This window comes from Spirochaeta dissipatitropha (assembly GCF_054657935.1).
The window spans coordinates 15,219-35,258 of sequence record NZ_BAAHXT010000004.1 but is presented as its reverse complement, the minus strand read 5'-3'; the positions used below and the strand labels follow the sequence as shown (position 1 = coordinate 35,258).

Below are 20,040 nucleotides of genomic sequence, written 5' to 3'. Positions count from 1 at the left end.
TGCGCTTCTCAGCGGCGATAAAAAACCTCAAGCGGCCTCACACGGGCTGCTTTCCATGATGGAACAATACTTGAAACAACAGCCAGCACAAGGGCTGCCGAAAAAATCAGCAGTATACTGCCCGGGAGCAGTTCAACCGGAATAGTTTCAAGATAAAACTCGCCGCCAATTATTGAACCATCCTGCACCCCACCCCCACTGAACAGGGCTGTAACCAGGCCAACAATTATCTCAAGCAAACGCATTATACCATTAATAAACAATGCTATCAGGATTCCTATACAGCTCCCGATTACAGCGCCTATTATTCCGACCCACAAGCCAACAAGCATAAATATGGACTGAATATCCCGAGGGCTTGCACCGAGGGCCTTCATGACTCCAATATCATGTTGCTTGGAAAGCACAAGCAGCACCATGGAACTCGAAATATTTACGGTTGCGACGGCCATAATCAGGACCATGACAACGATCAGAGCAGATCTGGTAGTTCCGAAGGAGATATACCTCGACTGCTCTTCCTCAAACCAACTGCGGACACGGAAATCGCGTCCGAGGTTTTGAATAACTCCGGACCAGGTTTCTTCCATGGCAGCAATACGTTCAGGGCTATCCCGAAACAGATCATTCTGCAAGGCAAAGGGATAATCAACCTTTATACCGATTACAGCCCGGCTTTCATCCGGGGGAAGTATACGACTGCCTCGTTCGTAATTCATAAATGCCCAGAGTCGGTCGAGTTCCTGATATCCCGTGGAGACGATACCGCTGACTATGAATGTGCTTACCCTGGGTATGACTCCACCGCCAGGCAGACTCCGCAGGGTCAGCACACGGACTTCGTCACCTGTATTCAGGGATAAGGTTTCAGCAATACTGCGGCCGATAACAAGTTCATTGTCCCCGGCAATCCGGAATTCACCGCTGTCCAGCTCGACAAAGCGGCTGAATCCCTTGTCAAGTTCATAAATTCCCGGATCTACAGCCCGAATCTGCACCCCGGAGCGCGCATCTGCAGTATAAATCAGCCCGTACCCTGTGCGCTCAATACCTGCGTAGCGAATTCCTTCAATTGCAGCCAGACTGGAGAGATGATCTTCGTAATCCGGCATACCCTCCGAGCGTGCATGAGCGCGAATATGGTATGTTCCGGTTTCGATAAATCGTTCCGCTATTCCGGTTATCATTCCGCTGGCAATATGAACCACAACCATAATGGGGATTATTGCTATTGCTATTCCGATTACAGCACCGCTCGGACGTGTTCCCTCTCCGGCACGATTGCCGATGGTAAGCCGCCATGCCAGTGAAATTCTACGCTGCCAGGTCATGAAAGCTCCAGTTTTCCATGCTTGAGGATAAATTTCCGTTCAGCACGGGCGGCAAAATTACGATCATGGGTGACCAGCACCAGGCTGGCGCCGCTCTGTTTAACCACATCGAAAAGCAGATCCTGGACTGCACCGGAATGCTTCTCGTCAAGATTTCCGGTCGGCTCATCGGCGAGTAGCAGTCCGGGCTTGTTAATGAGAGCTCTGGCCACTGCAGCCCGCTGGCGTTCACCGCCAGAGACCGCATTCGGAAAATGCCCGGATCTGCCGGCAATACCAACAAGATCAAGAAGGTATGCCGCTCGCTCATAGACTTCCTTCTTATCGAACCCGGCAATCATTCCGGGAAGGGCAATATTCTCAAGCAATGTAAAATCCTTGAGCAGATGATGTGACTGAAAAACCATTCCGAGCACCTTGCTGCGGAAGTAGCCTGCGGCCTGTTCGCGCAGAGAGGAAACCTCAATATTACCTACAAAAACGCTACCCTTGCTGGGCCTGTCCAGTCCGGAAAGCATATTAAGAAGTGTTGATTTTCCACTGCCGCTCTCACCGGTAATGGCCACTGTCTCACCTTCATAAATATCGAGACTGACGTCATCAAGAATATCCAGAATCTCGTCACCGGTTTTATACTGTTTGTACAGACCTTTCATTTCAGCCAGAACGTGCTGTGTGTTATTCATTACGTAATACCTCCGAGGGCAGGATTGCGGAAATTCTACGGCTGGCTGCGTATCCTGCAAGCAGCGTACTGCCGATCGCGAAAAGCAGTATTGCTGCCGCTTCAGCAGGAAAAATCAGAACCGGAACAGGACCCCAGATCATCGGCCCGATACTTCCGACCAGTTGTCTGAACATGCGGATTATCTCATTCAGGTTCCGTGCCAGGAACCAGCCCAGCAGTGATCCGAAAAAAGCTCCACTCAAACCGATGAGTGCACCCTCAATCACAAAAATCATCTGCACACTGAATGGACTTGCTCCAAGGGCTTTCAGCACTCCAAGCTCTATCGTCTGCTCTATTACACTGCGCCGCAGTGACTGATAGATATTGATACCAACCACCACAAAAACCATACCGAGCAGCAGGGTCATAAGCCATTTTTCAAGCTGCAGTGCTCCGAAAATAGCCCTGTCGAAATCGCGCCATCGCTGAACCCCGAAATCCCCCTCGAAATCAGCAAGAATTTTACGGGCGATTTCCCGGTCAGTGAATCGATCATGAAGCTTGATTCCCAGCACAGCCCGGTCGGCCCCAAGCTGAGTCAGAGCCCGCTCAAGGGAAACAAAGATATAGCCCCTGTCAAATTCGTAGTAGTCGCTTCGATAGATTCCAGAAACCCTGTACTCAGCTTCCTGCGGGCGCAGGACCCCGCTGCCGGTAAAATGTACAAGATAGATAACGTCCCCGACACGCACTCCCAGCTGTCGGGCGAGATCAGATCCGATAACAGTCTGATTCTCATCTGTAAACCAGCCACCGGTCTGCAGTCTTATACGTGAAGCAAAACCTGGATCGCGCTGCATATAGTCCCCGGGAATCCCGCGAACCATCACTCCCCTGGGCTGTCCGACTCCGCTCTGCACCAATGTCTGAACTTCGGTAAAAACCACTGCGCTGCGGACACCGGAAATGCCAGCTACCAGATCTGCATCCGGCACATTACCCTGGTCGTCGGCGGTTATTCTCAGATGATAGGAATTCAGTTCCAGAATATTCGAGATAGTAGATGACTGAAAGCCGTTCATGACTCCAAGTACCACCAGTAGCGCAGCTACCCCTACACTTATGCCGGCAACCGACATGAGACCGGCTATATTACTTTTTTCCCGGCGCCTGGAGCGCAGACTGCGCCAGGATAACAGTATAATCCATTTCCAGGCTCTGGACTGTCCACTACTCAAATTCCCGTACCCGGATGATTTCTCCTGCATGCAGCACCTCCTCGCGAATACGGCGTCCTTCAGAAAAATATACTCTTAAAACTGCCTCAGATCTGCGGTACATCTCCAGAATTTCGGACTGCCCCTCATAACTTCGTATTTCCTGCAGTTCGCTGTCAATCAGTAATCTTTCCTCTGAAAGGCTTCCGTCTTCCGCGTAGGCAAACTCACGAACTTCGCGCTGGCCAGCCTTCTCGGTCCAGCGCCTGATGATTCTTCTTTCTTCAGAGTACTCCCATCCGGATTCTTTCAGCAGATCATTGCCTGCGTACTCCATTTCACTGACAATCAACCCGGCCTCATAGTTACGGAGGATCCTGCGATTGCGTTCGAACAGATCAGTCTCTGACCTCAGGGGCTGACGTATTGCAGAATTTTCATAGTGAAAAACAGTTTGCTCGACTATGGTCTCGTTTCTGATTATCCGCTCCTGATTTATTCTGCCTCCGGAGTCAAAGCGTACCAGAAGCATACTCCCGTCAGGAAGCCGATGCAGTTCATCTCTGAGTACCCCGGAATGGAAGCTGTACTGCGAACTCCTGCTCGTTCCATCCGGATAACGGCGTTCTACCTGTCTTAATGCGCCCTCATCCCGGTAGACGAAGGAGTCGCGATATTCAACCTCTCCGTGGCTGTCAAACCTGCTGACCTGCTGCAGCTGAGTGCCTCTATACTCGAAAATATCGAGATATAGCTGATGCTCTCCCTGGAAAGCAAGTTCAAGCAGCATTGCTCCCGAACTATTGTAGAATCGAAGGTAGCTGTCTTCACTGCGCCCGGAAGTGAACAGGATTATTTCAGCTCGCTGCCGTCCCCGTCCATCGTTCCACTCAGTACGTTCGGCCGCAACCATGCCGTGACTGATGTACAGCCATTCATTCTGTACAAAATCTGCTGCAGCGAACGATTCGCTTATGTGATTACGTACTGTGTCGAGGAAATCTGCTGGTACCAGCCGGTTCCAGTCAGCAGCGGCTCCGGTTTTATGACGTCCTACTGCATTGGCAAGATCTCCCGACTGAACCCAACCGATCGGGGGGCCCTGCATCCATACTGAATTTGCTGCATACCACTGATAGTTCTGGCGTTCTGCGGAGGACAGCCGGACAGACTGAACATCTCTGGCAGATGCAGGAAAAACAGAGAGAAACAGCAGGGAGATAAGGGCTGCTCTAAGCAAGGAGCCCCTCCACGTATTCCGGAATATTCAGGGGTGAAATATCATCGTAGGATTCCCCGGTTCCCAGAAAGGCAACCGGGATGTTCAGTGTGCGACAGAGGGAGACAGCAATCCCTGCCCGTGCGGAAGAGTCATATTTGGAAAGAATGACATAATCGACTCCAACAGCCTCATGGAAGACTTCTGCCTGCCGCAAGGCATTCTGTCCGGTGGTTGCATCAAGCACCAGAATGCGATGTACGTGGGCTTCAGGACTCTGTCGGCTTATGATTCTCTGAATTTTTGCAAGCTCCTCTACCAGATGCTTCTTGTTATGCATTCTGCCGGCTGTATCGGCTATGAGCAGACGATCACCACGGGCCTGGGCGCTGGCCAGGGCATCATAGATTACCGCAGCTGCATCAGAACCGTTTCCCTGGGCGACCACCCGAATACCAAGACGCTCCCCGTGAAGCTGGAGCTGCTGGACAGCTGCTGCCCTGAAAGTATCACCTGCGGCGAGAACAATGTTGTCGATTCCCTGATGTTTACGATACCAGTGAGCCATTTTTGCGATGCTGGTTGTTTTGCCGACGCCATTAACCCCAAGCACCAGAAAAACATGCAGTCCGTCTGCCTGGATATCCGGTATGCGCGATTCTACGCGTGCTTTAATGATAGAAGCGGCGACTCTCAGAAGCTCATCCGGATTCTTTGTCCGGTTCACTTCTGTGCGTACAGCTTCCACAATATCATCAACGGTTCGTGCTCCGATGTCACTGGCCAGCAGCATTTCCTCAAGCTCCTCGATAGCTTCTTCCGGAATCCCTGCTCCGGTGAGTTTGCCCAGAATACCGCGAACTCCCCTGTTGTTGTTTTTTCTTCGTGTAAAGAACATTATGTTCCCCTTTTGTAATTCCGTTCTTTAGTATCTGCCGGTGTGTTCCGCCTGTGCGAATCTGATATAACGCGCGAGACGGAATCCAGCATTAATCCCCAGGGCAATCGAAACAGACCTGAAAGTAATGTTGGAATAAAATATTGCATTTCCCCAAAAAAACATAGATGAATCCAGCGCATTCGCGGCTTCAGCATCATTGATTAGAGCTACGATGTGATTCATGGATGCAGTACTCAGCACCCACAAGGGAACAGAGAGGGCAAACAGTCCCAGCGCATCATAGAAATCATCTCTGGAACTCCGCAGTTCCTCATTCAGAGAGAATGTATCACGGAGCAGATTTTTTTGAACCTGATCAGAGCCCCCGGGAAGCAGAAAAAGCCTCTCCCGGTAGCCCTCACGGTGCAGACTGATAATCTGCGAGGTATCAAACACAGGGAGTTCCATTGGTGTTCTACCTATGAATTCGCCTCCCCTGTACACTGACACTGCGTAAGGTTCGACATTCAGGGCTATGCTCCCCTCCGGCAGCACAGGAAAATCGAGTTCCACTTCCTGTATTCCAGGGACAAGTTCGACATTACTGCGCTGTACACTTCCATAAGGTGTAACCAGTAATACCGGTAAAAACCCCGGTTCAATGAACAAGGCCTGGGAAATATCCACCGCTGTCCGGTTTTCACCGATATAAACTGCAGACGATGCATATGGTGCCGATGTAAACCGCACCATGGCTATATCCCTACGTGCAAGGGACTGGATCAAGGCATACTGCATTTCCGGCACAAGATTGAACACGTCATCCTGATGAACAACATCCCTGAAAATTTCCATGGATAAATCATCAGGCTCTGAAAAGCGTAGAGTGATCAGAATTTCAACATAGTCCCCAATTCTGGAAACTTCTCCGCTCACAAGAATATTCAGGTCAGCCGGCATGCTGGTGCTGTACTGCGGATACAGCTGGCGGTCGCGGGGCGTGGTCAAAAGCAGCCTCTTGGTGTCATGCACCGAAACCATTGACAAAGGCAGGGTCTCGATAAGCGCAAGTCGCTCACGTCTTCTGGATAGTTCAGCCTGCAGGTCGATCCTTTTACGTTGCCGTTCCTGGGCAGAATCAAGAGAAAACAACAGATCATCGAGCCTGTTTCTGCTCGTGTTCACATCTCTGATCGCAGAGGTTCGCTGCGCACGCAGCAATCGTTCCTGTATCGATCTCATTTCCTGGTCACTCAGACTTCTTGAGGGCAGATCGTCGGGAAGGCCGCGGAGTATCTGGAGGGGAAGACTTGCAGAGAGTCTGTCCCCGGTCCTGTCCGCCTTGAATTCGCTGAAGCCGATCTTGAGCTCGCGGACAGAATCTGCTGGGACACGATAATCCAGAAGTTCGATCTGGGACATAATTCTGGCTTCATGACTGGATGAACTGAAATTCCCCCGAAACTCGAATCCCTGCAGCATCGGAAGCGGAGTGAACAATAACACTGCACATAAGACTCGATACTTTCTGCGCTGCATCAGCTACCCTTCCTGTCCATAGCTGCGGTCAGGGCTTCTGCAATGCGGTCATCGGTAAAGGGTTTTGGTACGAAATCCACGGCTCCAAGCCGTATCGCCTGAAAAATCATTTCACTGTCCCTTATGGAGCTGCACATAATTACACAGGCATCCGGGTCATAGCGCTTGAGCCATCGGAGTGAGGTAATACCATCCATTTTCGGCATAGTGATATCCATAAACACCACATCCGGACGCAGTTCCGCATAGCGGTACAGAGCCTGACGGCCGTTTTCAGCCTCATCCAGCACCTTCGCACCAAAACGCTCAACAGCCTTCCGCACAGCGGAGCGGAAAAGCGGAAGGTCATCAACTATGAGAACTGTCGGATGCTTCATGCCAAACTCCTTCTCTACTGGAATCAGTATCCCCTGAGGTAGCCTTCAATAAACTGATCCAGATCACCTTCCATTACAGCCTGGACATTGCCGGTTTCAACCTTTGTCCGGTGATCCTTGACCATGGTATAAGGCTGAAATACATAGGAGCGTATCTGGCTTCCCCAGCCGATTTCCCGTTTCTCACCGGCACTGGCTTCCTTCTCTTTCTCAAGCTCTTCCCGTCGCTCTTCGTACAATCTGGACTTGAGAACTTTCATGGCATTGGCCTTGTTTTTATGCTGACTGCGCTCATTCTGACACTGGACCACAATTCCCGTTTCCAGGTGAGTTATCCGGACTGCTGAATCAGTCTTGTTGACGTGCTGACCACCTGCGCCACTGGCACGATAGGTATCTATACGTATACCATCGGGCTTTATTTCGATCTCGATATTATCGTCCACTATTGGAGAAACGAAAACCGAGGCAAAGCTGGTGTGTCTTCTTCCGCTCGAATCAAAAGGAGAAATTCTTACAAGCCGATGTACACCATTCTCCGCTTTCAGGTAGCCGAAGGCGTACACCCCGGTAACCTCCACGGTTACAGATTTAATACCGCCCTCAGCTTCAAGCAAATCGAGCAGTACAGCAGTGTATCCTCGTTTTTCTATCCAGCGTGAATACATCCGGTACAGCATACTTGCCCAGTCACAGGCCTCTGTTCCGCCTGCTCCGGCATGAATGGTCAGAATAGCACCAGCAGCATCATGAGGCTCGTTCAGGAGCTCAAGAATCCGTAGCCGCTCGTATTCCTGACTGAGACTATCGAATATCTCACGGATTTCCTTCTCCTGGCTCAGATCGTTCTCTTCTTTGGCGAGCTCGTAAAGCTCGACAAGATCCTCGCTTTCCTGCAGAATTTTCTTCCATGGCGCCAGCTGATCCTGCAGGTTTTTGAGTTTCTGCATGGTCTGTTCAGCGGCATCCTTATCATTCCAGAGATTCGGATCCGAAGATCGGCGCTCGTACTCTGCTATTTCAGCTTCAATGGCATCCGGGTCAAAGATGCCTCCATGATTCGAGGATGTTTTCGCGCAACGCGCTGATTGGTGTGTTTAATTCTTCTATCATGTTCCCCAGTATAGCGACATGGGAAAGGAATGCAAAGGAGGCTTTACCCGGAAGCAGAAAAAACCGATACTGTTAGGGATATGAAAGCTGTACCATTCAGATTACGCTGCCTTGTCGCAGCCGGTTTCCTCTTCTGTCTTCTTCCTGCCCTTCTCACCGGGCAGACAAGCAGCTCCCAGGACGAACCTTTCTTTCCGTTTATTTCCAGTCTTCGGGTAGCTGTGCGTGATGACAGTGTCAGGCTGACCTGGCGGGATGTCCCAGCCTACAACGGTAATTACCGTATATACCGACACCATCAGGTTATAAGTGAAAGCAATCTCAGATATGCGGAACTTGCAGGAACAACAGCATCCGGCAGCGAGGTTTTTACCGACAAGCCACAACGCAGCGGCAACTATTACTACGCAGTTCTTACCGAGCGCAGTTCGGGTGAGCCCCTGGCTGTCCTCATTCCTTTCCGGAACCAGACAGTCAGACCGGTAACAGTAACCGTCCCCGAGATTCCGGTAGAAACACCTTCAAGGACTGTCGAAAATATTGCGGTCGAAGAAAGCGAAGAGCAAGGGATAAAAATCAGCTATGAACCGTATGAGCAGGGAAAACGGCTGGCTTTATTCAGATCGACTCAGCCGCTGCGTGATATGGATTCGCTGGCGTCTGCTACACTGATTTCCATCGGGGATGAGCGTGTTTTTTATGATTTCCCTCCTCATGGCATAGCCTATTATTACGGATTGTTTGAAGCCGATCTGGTCGGTTCCGATGAACTTCAGATCATACCCGGAAGCAATACAACGGAAACAGCGATTGTTATTGAGGCTCAGGAGCCGGTATACATTGCTGAAGAACCTGTGGATGTACAGCCAGAGCCAGTCCCGGAACCTGAAGCCAAACCAGCACCAGAACCGGAACCAGAAGTCAAGACCGAGACTGCATCTTTCAGGTTACCCGAGACAAGTGTAGTTTCCAGGGTCAGACTGCTCCCGCGGTTGCAATCTGTCGGTGGAGCAGCCCGGCATCTCAGCCTCGACGGATTCCCTCAGATGATACCAGAATCCCGTCCTGTAGCTCCCGAAGCGCTTGAACAGCTGCACACTCTGCTCAGAAACGGGGGATATCAGACATCGCTTCCTGAACCTGCAGTTCATATACTCGGAATCGAACATGAACCCGTGTACTCCTCATCCAGTCTGGAGCAGATGATCAAGGAAGATTTCTTGTCGGAAAACTGGAGTGCGGCTGCGGAGAAACTGAAAGAGTATCTGAAAGGTAACATTTCAAAAGAACTTGAGGACTATGCACGTTTCTATAGAGGTCAGAGTCTGTATTTTTCCGGGAACTACCAGGAGGCTTTTTTCGAACTGCTTCTTGCCAGGGACAGGTATTATGCAGAAACAATGCCTTTTATATACTCATCACTGTATCACCTGCGCTGAATATTACCTGAGCTGGTCAGCGCAGTAACTGGGGCTATTTATCTGTAGCCCCTGATCGCTTGCTCTTTTTCAGCTGAAGCCGTACCGATGTTTTCCATTTTTCACCAGGCTGGATCTCAATGATCCAGCGGGGAAGTACCGTACAGCCCTGCTGGAAAAAAGCAATCTCTCCGCCGTTCTGCCGGCACATGGTTTTCATTGGATTCCCCCATATTTCACAAGGTTCATCAAAATCAAGAATAACATTCTGTTGAAGGGGCTGATGAATGAACTGCACCTGTGTATAACGTCCGGAAAATCTCCGTTCAGGGGAGATATCTTCACTTTCCCGTGAATCTCTGCCAAGCACACGCAGGCAGGCTGTACTCAAATCAGGAAATGAAAGATTAATCTCTGGCATAAACACAGTAGAAAAAGACCTGTCACCGCAGTTATGAAGCGAATAACTTACCTGTACCGAGTCTTTGGTGAATGAATACTGTTTTCCGATTTCTACTCGGTGATCCGATCCCGGATACAACGGTCCATCCATAAGAAAAGAAATCTGAAACTGATCACGGTTAAGTTCCTGCATTTCATAGGCTTTATCATGAAAGCGACTGCATTTATCGGTGTTGCCTGACTCGAAATCTTCATGATTAACTGCAGGATCGACAAAGTGATCCAGAAAAGCTGTTCTGCTGTAAGCGTCATAGCCGTATGCAACGGCATCTTCCTTGTGATACTCCTCAGGATGCCGTGACATGGTATTAATATAATTCTGCTGGGTATCCAGGCTGTCAAGCTCAAACAGGCTGCCGCCAAGGCTGTGAACATAGGCATTCAGTCCGACTCCCTGGTAGAGATACTCATCGCTGCCATCCATATCAAAATCCAGACTGATGATTGAAGGCTTGAAAATTCCACGTTCACGCGCCATTTTTTCTGCCTGAATCAGCGAGCGGTAAAGTTCGCTGCGAATGGCGGCATCGTAGACACCTGCTCCCCTTCCATGCCAGTACGCGGAATGGTGTTGTCCACGCCACAACTCTTCACGAGCGGCCTGTTTTCTCTGCTTATCTCCACGAATCTGATTCACAACGATGTGGGTATACTGCATTTTGGCATAGAGCCGGGAAACTTCTGGATAACGCGTCAGAAAGTTCCTGAAGAATCCACCGGAAAGAGATACGTTCTGGAGATCATTTTCCTGCAGCACCTGTTCGGCCTGCTGGCGTTCACGCTGCGGCTGTATATCATGAGCCCAGTGCTGCATGGCTTCGCAGCTCGAACTGGGAAAATAAATTCGCTGGCGACGGATATTGGTCCGGAGATAACGCGAGGGAAGTATACTCTGAATCTGACCTGCCTCGACTGCATTCACTACATCATTCAAGCCTTCAAGACCGATTGTTTCTCCAGGTACAAAGCGGACAAACAACCTTTCCTGTTTGTCCAGTCCGCTGAACAGAGAACGATCAGGCAGAAAAGCTGTCTTGCCGGCCGAATGCAGGGGAAATACGATTACTGTTTTACCCTGGTCCTCGGTAATTGCTGGTCTGTACAGGCTGTCTCCCCGGAGGCCGCTAAGAGCGAACTGAGACTCCTCGAGAAAGGTGTACTCCATACCACTGCTGCAGAGGCTCGAAGTCAGTCCCTGTTCCCAGACGCACTCCGGAATCCAGCAGCCCCTCGGGCGTCTGCCGAACTGCTTTCTGATCATAGTGGTCATAAGCTCAATCTGACCAACCCGATCCTGTCTTGGAATCATGGTAAAAATTGGCTCGTAAAAACCGCCGCCGATTATCTCGATCTGGCGGCGACTGACCATTTCGGAAAGAACATTGATAAATTCCGAATGATTGGCAGCAAGCCAGTCGAGCAATATTCCGCAATAGTATACGACGGCATGAATTTCCCTGTGGGTATACAGTTGCTGTATGAATGGTTTATATGCTGACTGATAGTGCTCCTCGAGCACATCGTCAGAAGTACCGACCGGTAGAGAATTGTATGTGCCAAATATTAGTTTATTCTTCATCAATCCCAAACCAATCGGTTTCCCCTCTCACAAGTTCCCCCATATTCAGATTATGCGACAGCACTGGATTTAGCAACTGCAAGACGTGGAATTCCGCTAAAAAAAACAATTCCCTTCCATGGCAGGTGAAAAAGCAGTACTGCAAGAGCAAGAATCAGCGTCCAGCTGATCGCAGGCACATCAAAAAAGACCGGTTCCACCCTTTCGCTGTGAAATACCGCTGAGTACCCCTGTTTCAACAGAAGCTGCTCTATTGTCCCCGAAGGTTGCTGCACTGTATCGGAAAGCCAGCTGTTCGTAAACTGAAATCTGACTTCCTCACGCATTTCAAGCCCAGAACCGCTGCGCTGAAAGCCGGAAAGAAGTACAGATTCATCGAGCTGCGGGAATACATAGGGCCTGCCGTATGCAAATGCAGTCTGATACGCCCGGTGGGCAACAAAATCAGCAAGTCCCGGTAAAGCGGCTCCTCCATACTGCACCAGTCCCTGCTGTGCGGCCAGACCGGCAATACCTGCAACAAGTTCATCTATTTCCAGGCTTTGGTCGGTTTCCGCCTGGAGACTTTCTGTTACTGGCTGAGGAATCTTCATCGCCTGCCATCCCGGACTATTGCCTCTCCCCTCACCGAGAATAAACAGAAACATGCTGCCGGCACAGAGAAGCAGCAGCACAGGTGCAAACTCTACAAGCCTTATTCTGTATCGCGGCCGAATTGAAACCGGCAGAAAAATACGATGATCCCGACGCTGCTCCAACAGTTGAATCCATGCCAATCCGAGAATGCTTACGAGTATCTGAAGCACCAGTGTGAGCAGAATAATCGCCACAAGTATGGCCTGACCACTGAAATAGCCGACTCCGATAGGCAGTGCAGGCAGCAGCAGTACACCGGACACAATTGCCCGTCTTGTGCCGGGGTTAGAGAATCGTGTGCCGGGATGGTGCTGGACGAAACGCAATCTCTCAGCAAGCTGAATATACCCCCGCTGCCAGATACAGAAGGCTACAGCAATACTACAGAACACAACAGGATTCCCGGCATGTGCCGTAACTACCAGTGGAACGCCAGCCAATGTAACCCAGAAGCGATGCCTGCCGGAGCTGACAAGACTGAGAATCAGAAGGCTTAGTCCTGCAACATAAATAAAGGGACGCACCCATGCCGGAAGACTGCGGTTTCTGACATACAGAATTCCTTCAGGATATTCACTCTGCAAAGCTGAAATATGCCGCACGAACTGCGGCTCGGGAAGCTCCGAGACATAATATACTACCTCCCAGTCTGGATGTGACGGCGACTGGAAAAACCTTTCAACTGATTTCATATAGGGGTCATATCTCGGATCCTCAGGCAGCAGCCGTTGCGGAAGCTCTGCAAGAGACACCTGTTCCATTCCGCCAAACACGGTGAAAGAGACCATGACATTCTGTCTGCTGAGCACAAAATCGTCATCAGAGGCAGGCAGAAGCTGTTCCGGCGGAACATCCATACCGGCCCTGCGGATCAGCAAAGGAAAAGCTCCTTCCCAGCCGGCAGCAGGATTCTCGGGCGGCTCTGGTGCGAGCAGATACAGCGCCGGAATTGTCAGTGACAAGGTAATCAATATACCGAGGAACTGCAGGATGCGTTTTATTCTGCGTCTTTTTACTATGGATATATCCCGGAAACCCCTTTCTTCCACTAAAAATCCCCTATAGTAAATAGAACGCAATTGCCATGAAGAACCCGATAAAACAACCTACAGAAACCTCGGCCGGGGTGTGCCCGTTCACCTCCTTGACAGGAGAAAAATCAATTTTATCACGGTCTTTCAGAAGATTTCCCAGTCGGTTGAGTACCTGGGCCTGTCGGCCTGCTGCCAGACGGACGCCCATCGCATCACGTATGACCAGAGAACCGAAAAAGAAGCTTACCAGGAAGTATGGACTCTGGAATCCATAGGTGAATCCCATGGAAAGCGCAAGTGAGGTTACCATTGATGAATGAGAAGAGGGCATGCCTCCGGTTTTCCATAGTACGGTTACCACAACATCACGCGTCGAATCGGTCCGCCGGCGGATGATATCTATTAATGTTTTTATAATCTGAGCAGTCAGCCAGCTGGAGAAAGTGGAAAGGAATACCGGGTTCCGCATCAGTCCAGCGATCTGAGCAGTTATTGCTTCGGGCATACCTTGTAGTTTGGAGCAGGCATGAATCCTTTGTCAAGCATATTACGGGGTTTAAGTCATTCATATTTACCTGCCTGGCATCCCACGACAACAAGAAAGCTTGAGCTATCGCGGAACTTGCTCTACAATGTCGATAGAGGTTCCCTGTGCACAGATTCATCAGTGTTATTCTTATTCCGGCCGATCAACTTATGCTGTTCGGTTTTTCACTGCTGCTTGCGGCCCTGCTCGGGCTTGGTGTGGCAACCGTCTACCGTTATACACACCGAAGCATGAACTATGAGAGCAGCTTCATGTCCACCCTGGTACTGCTTACCCCGATTGTTACCATGGTAATGTTCTTTATTCAGGGAGATCTTGTTTTATCATTAGGTCTTGTCGGATCTCTTTCAATCATTCGTTTCCGCACACCGATCAAGGATACGCGGGATATGGTTTTCCTGTTCTGGTCAATTGCGGCTGGTCTTGGTTCCGGAACAATGCAGTGGACCTACACCGTTCTGGCATCCCTGTTTATAACCCTACTGCTGACCCTGTTTCACTACATTAAATACGGCCGTCAGCTGCACAATGAGTATATTTTGATCATAAGTGGCGGTACTCCACATAACTTCAGCGCAATTGATCACCTGGTAAGTCATACCGATGCACAGGTGCAGCTGCGCAGTCATGAAATAGATGGTGACAGCTGGGAGCTCACCTATGAGTTCAGGTTCGATGTCAAAATCGAGCGCCGCATTCAGCAGATAGCCAGTGATGTACACAGTGTTGAGGGGGTACGCAAGGTTTCACTGCTGAGCCCACAGCTGACCCTGCCGATGTAATGAGAATCAGCAGCAGATTTGAACGGAAATATCATCTTGACCTTGCACAATCCTATCGGGTCAGGAATGCCTTGAGAGCATTTCTGGTTCCTGATTCCTACAGCCTTGCTGCCGGCGGCCGCTATCTGGTCCGCAGCCTTTATTATGACAGTCCTGACTTCTCTGCTTTTCACGAACGCAATAACGGTAATTACGGCAGGATCAAGCTGAGAATACGCAGTTACACTGATTCTGCTGATTCCGAGCCCAGGCTGCTGGTCGAACTGAAGACCAAAAAAGGCGCTGTAATGGAAAAATACAGCAGCTTCGTTCCCTACTCGAGATATATGCACTTTCTGAAACATTCAAGCTGGCTTGGACCGGCAGACCCTGTCCTCATTGAGTTTGAACGCCTGTACCGAAGCCGTTGTCTCCGTCCGCAGCTTCTTGTACAATATCTTCGTGAGGGTTACCGGTGCCGTGAAGGGAGACCGATCCGGATAACCCTTGACCATAACATCAGCAGCACGAGAGCAACCGAGCTGTTTCCCGATTCTATGATACTCAAGGCTCACCGCCCGAAAAGTATCGTACTCGAAATAAAGACGAGTAATAATCAGGAACCTGCCTGGCTCAAGCACATTGTGCGTGAGCATGGACTCAAGCTGGTATCCAACAGCAAATACGTACAGGGTATAGAGATTGTACGCCCCTTGCTGGTTACGGAGCTGAATGACCTATGAGCAGTAAAGAAAAGAAAAAAGCCCGGCCGAAGAAAAAAGCATTACCACCAGTACTGCGTATCTGCATTGCTGCAGCTGCTTTTCTGGCCGTTACAGCTATCGCGTATTCCTTTCTCTACCGTGTAGAGAACCATGCCAGAATTCATGACCCTGGTCTGGAAACTGCATTACGCAGGGCTATCGGCAAAGTTGACGGGCGAATTCCTATGTCAGCTCTTCGTGAACTCACTTACCTTGATGCTGCAAACAGCAACATACAGCACATCGAGCAGATAGATTTGCTTGTCAATCTGAGAATACTCGATTTATCGGGCAATCCGGTTGATGATCTCAGTCCACTGACCTCGCTCAGTCGTCTTGAGGAACTTTCACTTCAGAATATGGAACAGCTTCAACTGGAGGACAACAGTCTCCTGGACAATCTTCCTCCACAGCTGACCAGTCTGGACTTGAGTCACAACCCGGAACTTGGGAGCCTGAATGATTTCAGCTACATGCAGCGTCTTCGCGAACTGCACCTGAGGAATACAGGTATCAGTACACTGGATTATCTATCGGAACTACAGGGGCTGCGGATTCTTGATCTCAGAGAAACCAGGCTTCATAACAGCAGCCTTGAGCCACTCGCGGCTATGCGCTCACTTGAATATCTGAATTTGCGGAACAGCGGTATCAAGGATATTACCGTACTGTCCCGGCTCAGAACGCTCCGTTACCTGAACCTGCACTCAAACAGTGGGATAAGCTCCCTGGATCCTCTGCAGCAACTGACAAGACTCGAAACCCTCATACTCCGCAATGTGCCGCTTGGCGATCAGATACATGTGCTCAGCGGCATGGAATCACTCATGCGACTGAATATCCGCAATACGGGAGTGCATGACCTGAGAGTGCTGGCTGAGCTGATGCGCAGAGGCGCTCTCCAGGATGAGATAAACAACGGACGGACTGCCTCGGTCGATATCCGGGATAATCCGGTGCAGTCCGATGCCTCCCGCGGTCCATATGGCTACGACCTTCTGCTTCCCTACTGGAACCGCATTGGAGAAAGATACCCCGAGAGACTACCTCGCAGCGCCAGCGGGCGGCTGCTTATCAACGAGGTGATGGCTTCTAATCGGGATGTAGCAATAGACGGAGATTTTTATGACTGGATAGAAATCCACAACCCCGGTACAGAAGCGGTATATGTTGGTGGTTTTTTTTTATCCTCCTCACAGGATCAGTCTTTCCCCTGGAGATTTCCTGAGGGTACCGAGATACTTCCCGGTGCGTATCTCCTGATAGCTGCCAGCGGCCGTGAGACTTCAGAGGCTACTGTCCCTGGTGTTATCCACGCAGATTTCAGACTATCACCCAGAGGATCTGAATTATCCCTGTATGCTGATGACCGGCGGGAGTTGCTTGACTTCGTACAGGTACCGGAGATACCCAGAAATACCAGCTACGGACGTAATTCTGACATTCCGGAAGATCAAAATGATCCGGATGATCCGGAGCACAGCTGGATCATATTCAGGGAATCCAGTCCAGGAACGGATAATTCACTGGGGAAAGCCTATCATCCGGTACATTTCTCACATGAATCAGCTTTTTTTGACGATGATTTTTTGCTGAAGCTATCCAGCGGACCCGGAGTGGATATATTCTTCACGCTCGACGGATCTGAGCCGGATCCTGTGAACCCGCAACGCAGCTACCGCATTATGAATTATGAAACCGGACGGCTTGAAACCCGCAGCAGCATTACCTACAGCTATAATGAGGCCCTGCAGATCTCTCCCGATCCCGGCTTCAACAAACCCGGCCTGCCAGCTGCCGTTTCTGATATTCAGACAGGGGTGCCAAGAGCCGATTTCTGGTTCTGGATCAAACCTCCGGACAATCTCCCGAGAGCCACCGTTGTCCGTGCCCTGGCATGGGATGGCGAAGCTGCCGGTTCAGTCTATAGTGCCGTGTTCATTCCCGGCACCGCGGATGACTATCCACTCGGCATTATGACAATTGCTGCTGATCCGCGTGATCTTTTCGATTATGAAGATGGGATGTATGTACCAGGAAAAATTTACGATGATAATATATCCTTCCAGGAGAACTGGATGCGCCACCCTGCGAACTATCATCAAAGGATCGAAGCCCCTATACATCTTGCTTTTTTTGAACCGGACGGCTTTCCGGCTGTTGAGAGTGACGCCGGCATGCGCATACATGGAGGCTGGTCACGCTCACACCCAATGAAATCCCTGCGTCTCTATGCCCGCAAAGACTATGACATAGACAGATTTTTTGATTACCCTTTTTTCAGCGACACTGCAGTTAATCAGGAACATCAGCTGGTCAGCGATTATAAACGGCTTATGCTGCGCAGCGGACAGAGTATGTTCAGAAGCCATCTACAGGATGCAGTCATACAGGCTCATCTGAGACCGCACCTGGCAGTGGATTTACTGGACTATCGGCCGGTAATTCATTTCATCAATGGCGAGTACTGGGGGATCAAGAATCTGAGAGAACGCTTTGATCAGTATTATATCGCAGCCCGTTATAATGTTGATCCAGAAAATGTTATTATTCTTGAAGGTCCCATGGGCTACGAAAGTCAGCTGCAGGCAGGTATGCCCGGTGACCACCTGGACTACCGGGAAATTCTGGACTTTGTTGTACGCCGTGATATGACACAGACCAGAAATTATGAACATATACTCAGCCGGATACACATAGACAGTTTTATTGATTATAACATCAGCCGGATCTTTTCCGGCGACCCTGATGGAGTGACGAAGCATGTAGCCATGTGGCGTCTGCGGGAGCAGACAGAAGCAGCAGATAGAGCCGGACTGGATACACGCTGGCGATGGCACAGCTGGGACTATGATAATGCCCTGATGTTCGTCAGAAATGACATGATGACCTATTACGCTAATGACCGTCATCAGCAGGACTATGTAGACGAGTACTACCGTCAGCAATACGGTTCTGAGGAAGTGGACAGCGAGCTCCTCGGTGATGAAGCAGCTCGAAAACCAGCAGCTGTGATGACCGTGCGTCACCCGGACTATACCGCACTTATGACCGGACTCCTGCAGAACGATAGTTTTCGTTTCCGTTTTCTCAATCGTTTTGCTGATTTGCTGAACACTGTTTTTCTGCCGGAACAGATGTCGGAAGCCATTCAGCATGCCGCTTCCTTGATCGATGAGGAAATGAATCGCCACATTCAGCGCTGGGGTTACCCTGCCAGCCACAATGCCTGGCAAAATCATGTAGCTGCAAATCTTGACTTTGTACGTGATCGGCCGGATATTCAGCGAAGCCATATCCTTGACTACTTCCGCAGTCGCTTCGGTAATCCTTCAAGCATGTATACCCTGGAGATTGAGATCCCTGTCTATGGAGGGCATATCCGGGTACACAGCATAGATCTTGAACCCAGTCTGCCTGGATTTCCCGAGAACAGTAAAGACCATATCTGGAGCGGCAGCTATTTTGCAGGCATTCCGCTGGAGATCACAGCCGTCCCGGATGATAATTACGAATTCTCAAGCTGGAGAGGCCGCCTGGACAGCAATCAAAGAAATGAGCCCCGGATAACACTTCAGGTCAGCCGGGACATTCGACTGAGCCCGGTTTTTCGGCAGGAGACTACCGTCCTCAATTGACAGAATAGGTATTTATCGAGAAGATATGAACGATTCAGGAGGAATGTACATGAAGTTTTTGATTTCACTTATCGTATCATCTTTTGTCTGGCTGTTTTGCATACTTATCGCCATTCCCTTATTCATAATTGCCTGTCTGCTTCTGGCTGTAAGCTATCCATTCGACCGGCAGAAAAAACTACTTCATCAGTATTCATGCCTGTGGGCAAGCATCTATACCTGGATCAATCCATTCTGGAAAATACGCATTAGCGGTAGAGAAAACATCCGCAGGGGTGAAACATATATGATCGTCAGCAACCACCAGTCACTTGTGGATATTCTGGTGCTGTACCGGCTGTTCAAACACTTCAAGTGGGTGGCAAAAAAGGAATTGTTCTCGATTCCTGTATTTGGCTGGCACATGCGGCTGAACAGCTACATCTCCCTGAACCGTAGCGATCGCCGCAGCCAGTTTGAAATGCTGAAGACCGCAATAAAAACCCTCAAGAATGGCAGCTCGGTAGTTATATTTCCTGAAGGTACCCGCACTCCGGATGGCAATATACAGGAGTTCAAGGAAGGCGCCTTCGTAATTGCAAAGAAAGCCGGTGTACCAATTATCCCTGTTGTAATTGACGGCTCCTATACATCCATGCCGAAAAAAAGCTTCATTATGCGCAAGAGAACCCATATACAGGTACGCGTCCTGCCGGAAATCAGCAGGGAAGCCGTAGCTGAAATGGATACATCCGAGCTTTCACAGAAGTCGTTCGAGCTGATCAAGGCCAATCTGCCCTCCTGATTTCTTCCTGATTTCGAGCCGTTGGTTTGCCAGCGGCGGCAGCTTGTTCAGGCGGCCGCTTCTTGCAGGCG

At 50.0% G+C, this 20,040-nt stretch carries 16 protein-coding genes; 5 read left to right on the top strand and 11 right to left on the bottom strand.

Annotation, left to right across the window (positions count from 1 at the left end):
- Nucleotides 1-8: 8 nt before the first annotated feature.
- From ACYQ2L_RS05585 to prfB, 8 genes are all read right to left on the bottom strand, one after another.
- Nucleotides 9-1,331 carry an ABC transporter permease gene (locus tag ACYQ2L_RS05585; protein WP_460052276.1) on the bottom strand — a complete coding sequence of 441 codons (1,323 nt, stop codon included), beginning with the start codon at nucleotides 1,329-1,331 and terminating at the stop codon, nucleotides 9-11.
- Nucleotides 1,328-2,017 (bottom strand): ABC transporter ATP-binding protein, encoded by a 690-nt coding sequence (locus ACYQ2L_RS05580; protein WP_460052273.1) that lies wholly within the window; start codon nucleotides 2,015-2,017, stop codon nucleotides 1,328-1,330. The genes ACYQ2L_RS05585 and ACYQ2L_RS05580 overlap by 4 nt, the downstream gene beginning before the upstream one ends.
- On the bottom strand, nucleotides 2,010-3,269 hold the full coding sequence (locus ACYQ2L_RS05575) for an ABC transporter permease (RefSeq protein ID WP_460052270.1): 1,260 nt from the start codon (nucleotides 3,267-3,269) through the stop codon (nucleotides 2,010-2,012). Before ACYQ2L_RS05575 ends, ACYQ2L_RS05580 begins: the two co-directional genes overlap by 8 nt.
- On the bottom strand, nucleotides 3,232-4,458 hold the full coding sequence (locus ACYQ2L_RS05570) for a hypothetical protein (RefSeq protein ID WP_460052268.1): 1,227 nt from the start codon (nucleotides 4,456-4,458) through the stop codon (nucleotides 3,232-3,234). Before ACYQ2L_RS05570 ends, ACYQ2L_RS05575 begins: the two co-directional genes overlap by 38 nt.
- Entirely contained in the window at nucleotides 4,451-5,335 is an 885-nt protein-coding gene (gene ftsY / locus ACYQ2L_RS05565; protein WP_460052266.1) for a signal recognition particle-docking protein FtsY, read from the bottom strand. Before ftsY ends, ACYQ2L_RS05570 begins: the two co-directional genes overlap by 8 nt.
- A gap of 27 nt (nucleotides 5,336-5,362) precedes the next feature.
- The gene (locus tag ACYQ2L_RS05560) at nucleotides 5,363-6,856 is read right to left on the bottom strand and encodes a hypothetical protein (protein ID WP_460052264.1); all 1,494 of its coding nucleotides are present in this window, start codon (nucleotides 6,854-6,856) and stop codon (nucleotides 5,363-5,365) included.
- Nucleotides 6,856-7,233, bottom strand: coding sequence for a response regulator (locus ACYQ2L_RS05555; protein ID WP_460052261.1), 378 nt, complete (start codon nucleotides 7,231-7,233; stop codon nucleotides 6,856-6,858). The genes ACYQ2L_RS05560 and ACYQ2L_RS05555 overlap by 1 nt, the downstream gene beginning before the upstream one ends.
- 23 nt (nucleotides 7,234-7,256) lie before the next feature.
- Nucleotides 7,257-8,346, bottom strand: a protein-coding gene (gene prfB, locus ACYQ2L_RS05550; protein ID WP_460052256.1) for a peptide chain release factor 2 whose coding sequence is annotated in 2 segments (ribosomal slippage) — nucleotides 7,257-8,276 and nucleotides 8,278-8,346 — 1,089 coding nt in all. Because the reading frame shifts where the segments join, the coding sequence is not laid out codon by codon here.
- A gap of 80 nt (nucleotides 8,347-8,426) precedes the next feature.
- On the opposite strand from prfB, the gene ACYQ2L_RS05545 reads away from it, so the two are divergent.
- Complete coding sequence (locus tag ACYQ2L_RS05545) at nucleotides 8,427-9,785, top strand: tetratricopeptide repeat protein (RefSeq protein WP_460052253.1); 1,359 nt, start codon at nucleotides 8,427-8,429, stop codon at nucleotides 9,783-9,785.
- 34 nt (nucleotides 9,786-9,819) lie between these two features.
- Here ACYQ2L_RS05545 and ACYQ2L_RS05540 read toward each other — a convergent pair whose 3' ends face one another.
- From ACYQ2L_RS05540 to ACYQ2L_RS05530, 3 genes are read right to left on the bottom strand one after another with little or no spacing between them, the layout of a single operon-like run.
- A complete protein-coding gene (locus ACYQ2L_RS05540) occupies nucleotides 9,820-11,805 on the bottom strand; it encodes an alpha-amylase/4-alpha-glucanotransferase domain-containing protein (RefSeq protein ID WP_460052250.1) in 1,986 nt (661 codons plus the stop codon).
- Nucleotides 11,806-11,855: 50 nt separating this feature from the next.
- Complete coding sequence (locus tag ACYQ2L_RS05535; protein WP_460052246.1) at nucleotides 11,856-13,490, bottom strand: hypothetical protein; 1,635 nt, start codon at nucleotides 13,488-13,490, stop codon at nucleotides 11,856-11,858.
- Nucleotides 13,491-13,500: 10 nt separating this feature from the next.
- A complete protein-coding gene (locus tag ACYQ2L_RS05530; RefSeq protein ID WP_460052241.1) occupies nucleotides 13,501-13,980 on the bottom strand; it encodes a divergent PAP2 family protein in 480 nt (159 codons plus the stop codon).
- A 146-nt stretch (nucleotides 13,981-14,126) separates the two neighbouring features.
- Between ACYQ2L_RS05530 and ACYQ2L_RS05525 the strand changes: the two genes are divergently transcribed.
- Genes ACYQ2L_RS05525 through ACYQ2L_RS05510 form a run of 4 tightly spaced genes read left to right on the top strand, consistent with a single transcriptional unit; the run spans nucleotide 14,127 to nucleotide 19,969 of the window.
- On the top strand, nucleotides 14,127-14,804 hold the full coding sequence (locus ACYQ2L_RS05525) for a DUF4956 domain-containing protein (protein ID WP_460052238.1): 678 nt from the start codon (nucleotides 14,127-14,129) through the stop codon (nucleotides 14,802-14,804).
- Nucleotides 14,804-15,526 (top strand): polyphosphate polymerase domain-containing protein, encoded by a 723-nt coding sequence (locus tag ACYQ2L_RS05520; RefSeq protein ID WP_460052236.1) that lies wholly within the window; start codon nucleotides 14,804-14,806, stop codon nucleotides 15,524-15,526. The genes ACYQ2L_RS05525 and ACYQ2L_RS05520 overlap by 1 nt, the downstream gene beginning before the upstream one ends.
- Nucleotides 15,523-19,185 carry a CotH kinase family protein gene (locus tag ACYQ2L_RS05515; RefSeq protein ID WP_460052232.1) on the top strand — a complete coding sequence of 1,221 codons (3,663 nt, stop codon included), beginning with the start codon at nucleotides 15,523-15,525 and terminating at the stop codon, nucleotides 19,183-19,185. Before ACYQ2L_RS05520 ends, ACYQ2L_RS05515 begins: the two co-directional genes overlap by 4 nt.
- A 49-nt stretch (nucleotides 19,186-19,234) precedes the next feature.
- Nucleotides 19,235-19,969, top strand: a complete 735-nt coding sequence (locus tag ACYQ2L_RS05510; protein WP_460052229.1) for a lysophospholipid acyltransferase family protein — start codon at nucleotides 19,235-19,237, stop codon at nucleotides 19,967-19,969.
- Nucleotides 19,970-20,040: the final 71 nt, after the last annotated feature.

What these genes read in the sequence shown, in the direction of transcription:
- ACYQ2L_RS05585 (WP_460052276.1), bottom strand. Translation starts at nt 1,331, where the DNA reads ATGACCTGGCAGCGTAGAATTTCACTGGCATGGCGGCTTACCATCGGC.
- ACYQ2L_RS05580 (WP_460052273.1), bottom strand. Translation starts at nt 2,017, where the DNA reads ATGAATAACACACAGCACGTTCTGGCTGAAATGAAAGGTCTGTACAAA.
- ACYQ2L_RS05575 (WP_460052270.1), bottom strand. Translation starts at nt 3,269, where the DNA reads ATGCAGGAGAAATCATCCGGGTACGGGAATTTGAGTAGTGGACAGTCC.
- ftsY (WP_460052266.1), bottom strand. Translation starts at nt 5,335, where the DNA reads ATGTTCTTTACACGAAGAAAAAACAACAACAGGGGAGTTCGCGGTATT.
- ACYQ2L_RS05560 (WP_460052264.1), bottom strand. Translation starts at nt 6,856, where the DNA reads ATGCAGCGCAGAAAGTATCGAGTCTTATGTGCAGTGTTATTGTTCACT.
- ACYQ2L_RS05555 (WP_460052261.1), bottom strand. Translation starts at nt 7,233, where the DNA reads ATGAAGCATCCGACAGTTCTCATAGTTGATGACCTTCCGCTTTTCCGC.
- ACYQ2L_RS05545 (WP_460052253.1), top strand. Translation starts at nt 8,427, where the DNA reads ATGAAAGCTGTACCATTCAGATTACGCTGCCTTGTCGCAGCCGGTTTC.
- ACYQ2L_RS05540 (WP_460052250.1), bottom strand. Translation starts at nt 11,805, where the DNA reads ATGAAGAATAAACTAATATTTGGCACATACAATTCTCTACCGGTCGGT.
- ACYQ2L_RS05530 (WP_460052241.1), bottom strand. Translation starts at nt 13,980, where the DNA reads ATGCCCGAAGCAATAACTGCTCAGATCGCTGGACTGATGCGGAACCCG.
- ACYQ2L_RS05520 (WP_460052236.1), top strand. Translation starts at nt 14,804, where the DNA reads ATGAGAATCAGCAGCAGATTTGAACGGAAATATCATCTTGACCTTGCA.
- ACYQ2L_RS05515 (WP_460052232.1), top strand. Translation starts at nt 15,523, where the DNA reads ATGAGCAGTAAAGAAAAGAAAAAAGCCCGGCCGAAGAAAAAAGCATTA.
- ACYQ2L_RS05510 (WP_460052229.1), top strand. Translation starts at nt 19,235, where the DNA reads ATGAAGTTTTTGATTTCACTTATCGTATCATCTTTTGTCTGGCTGTTT.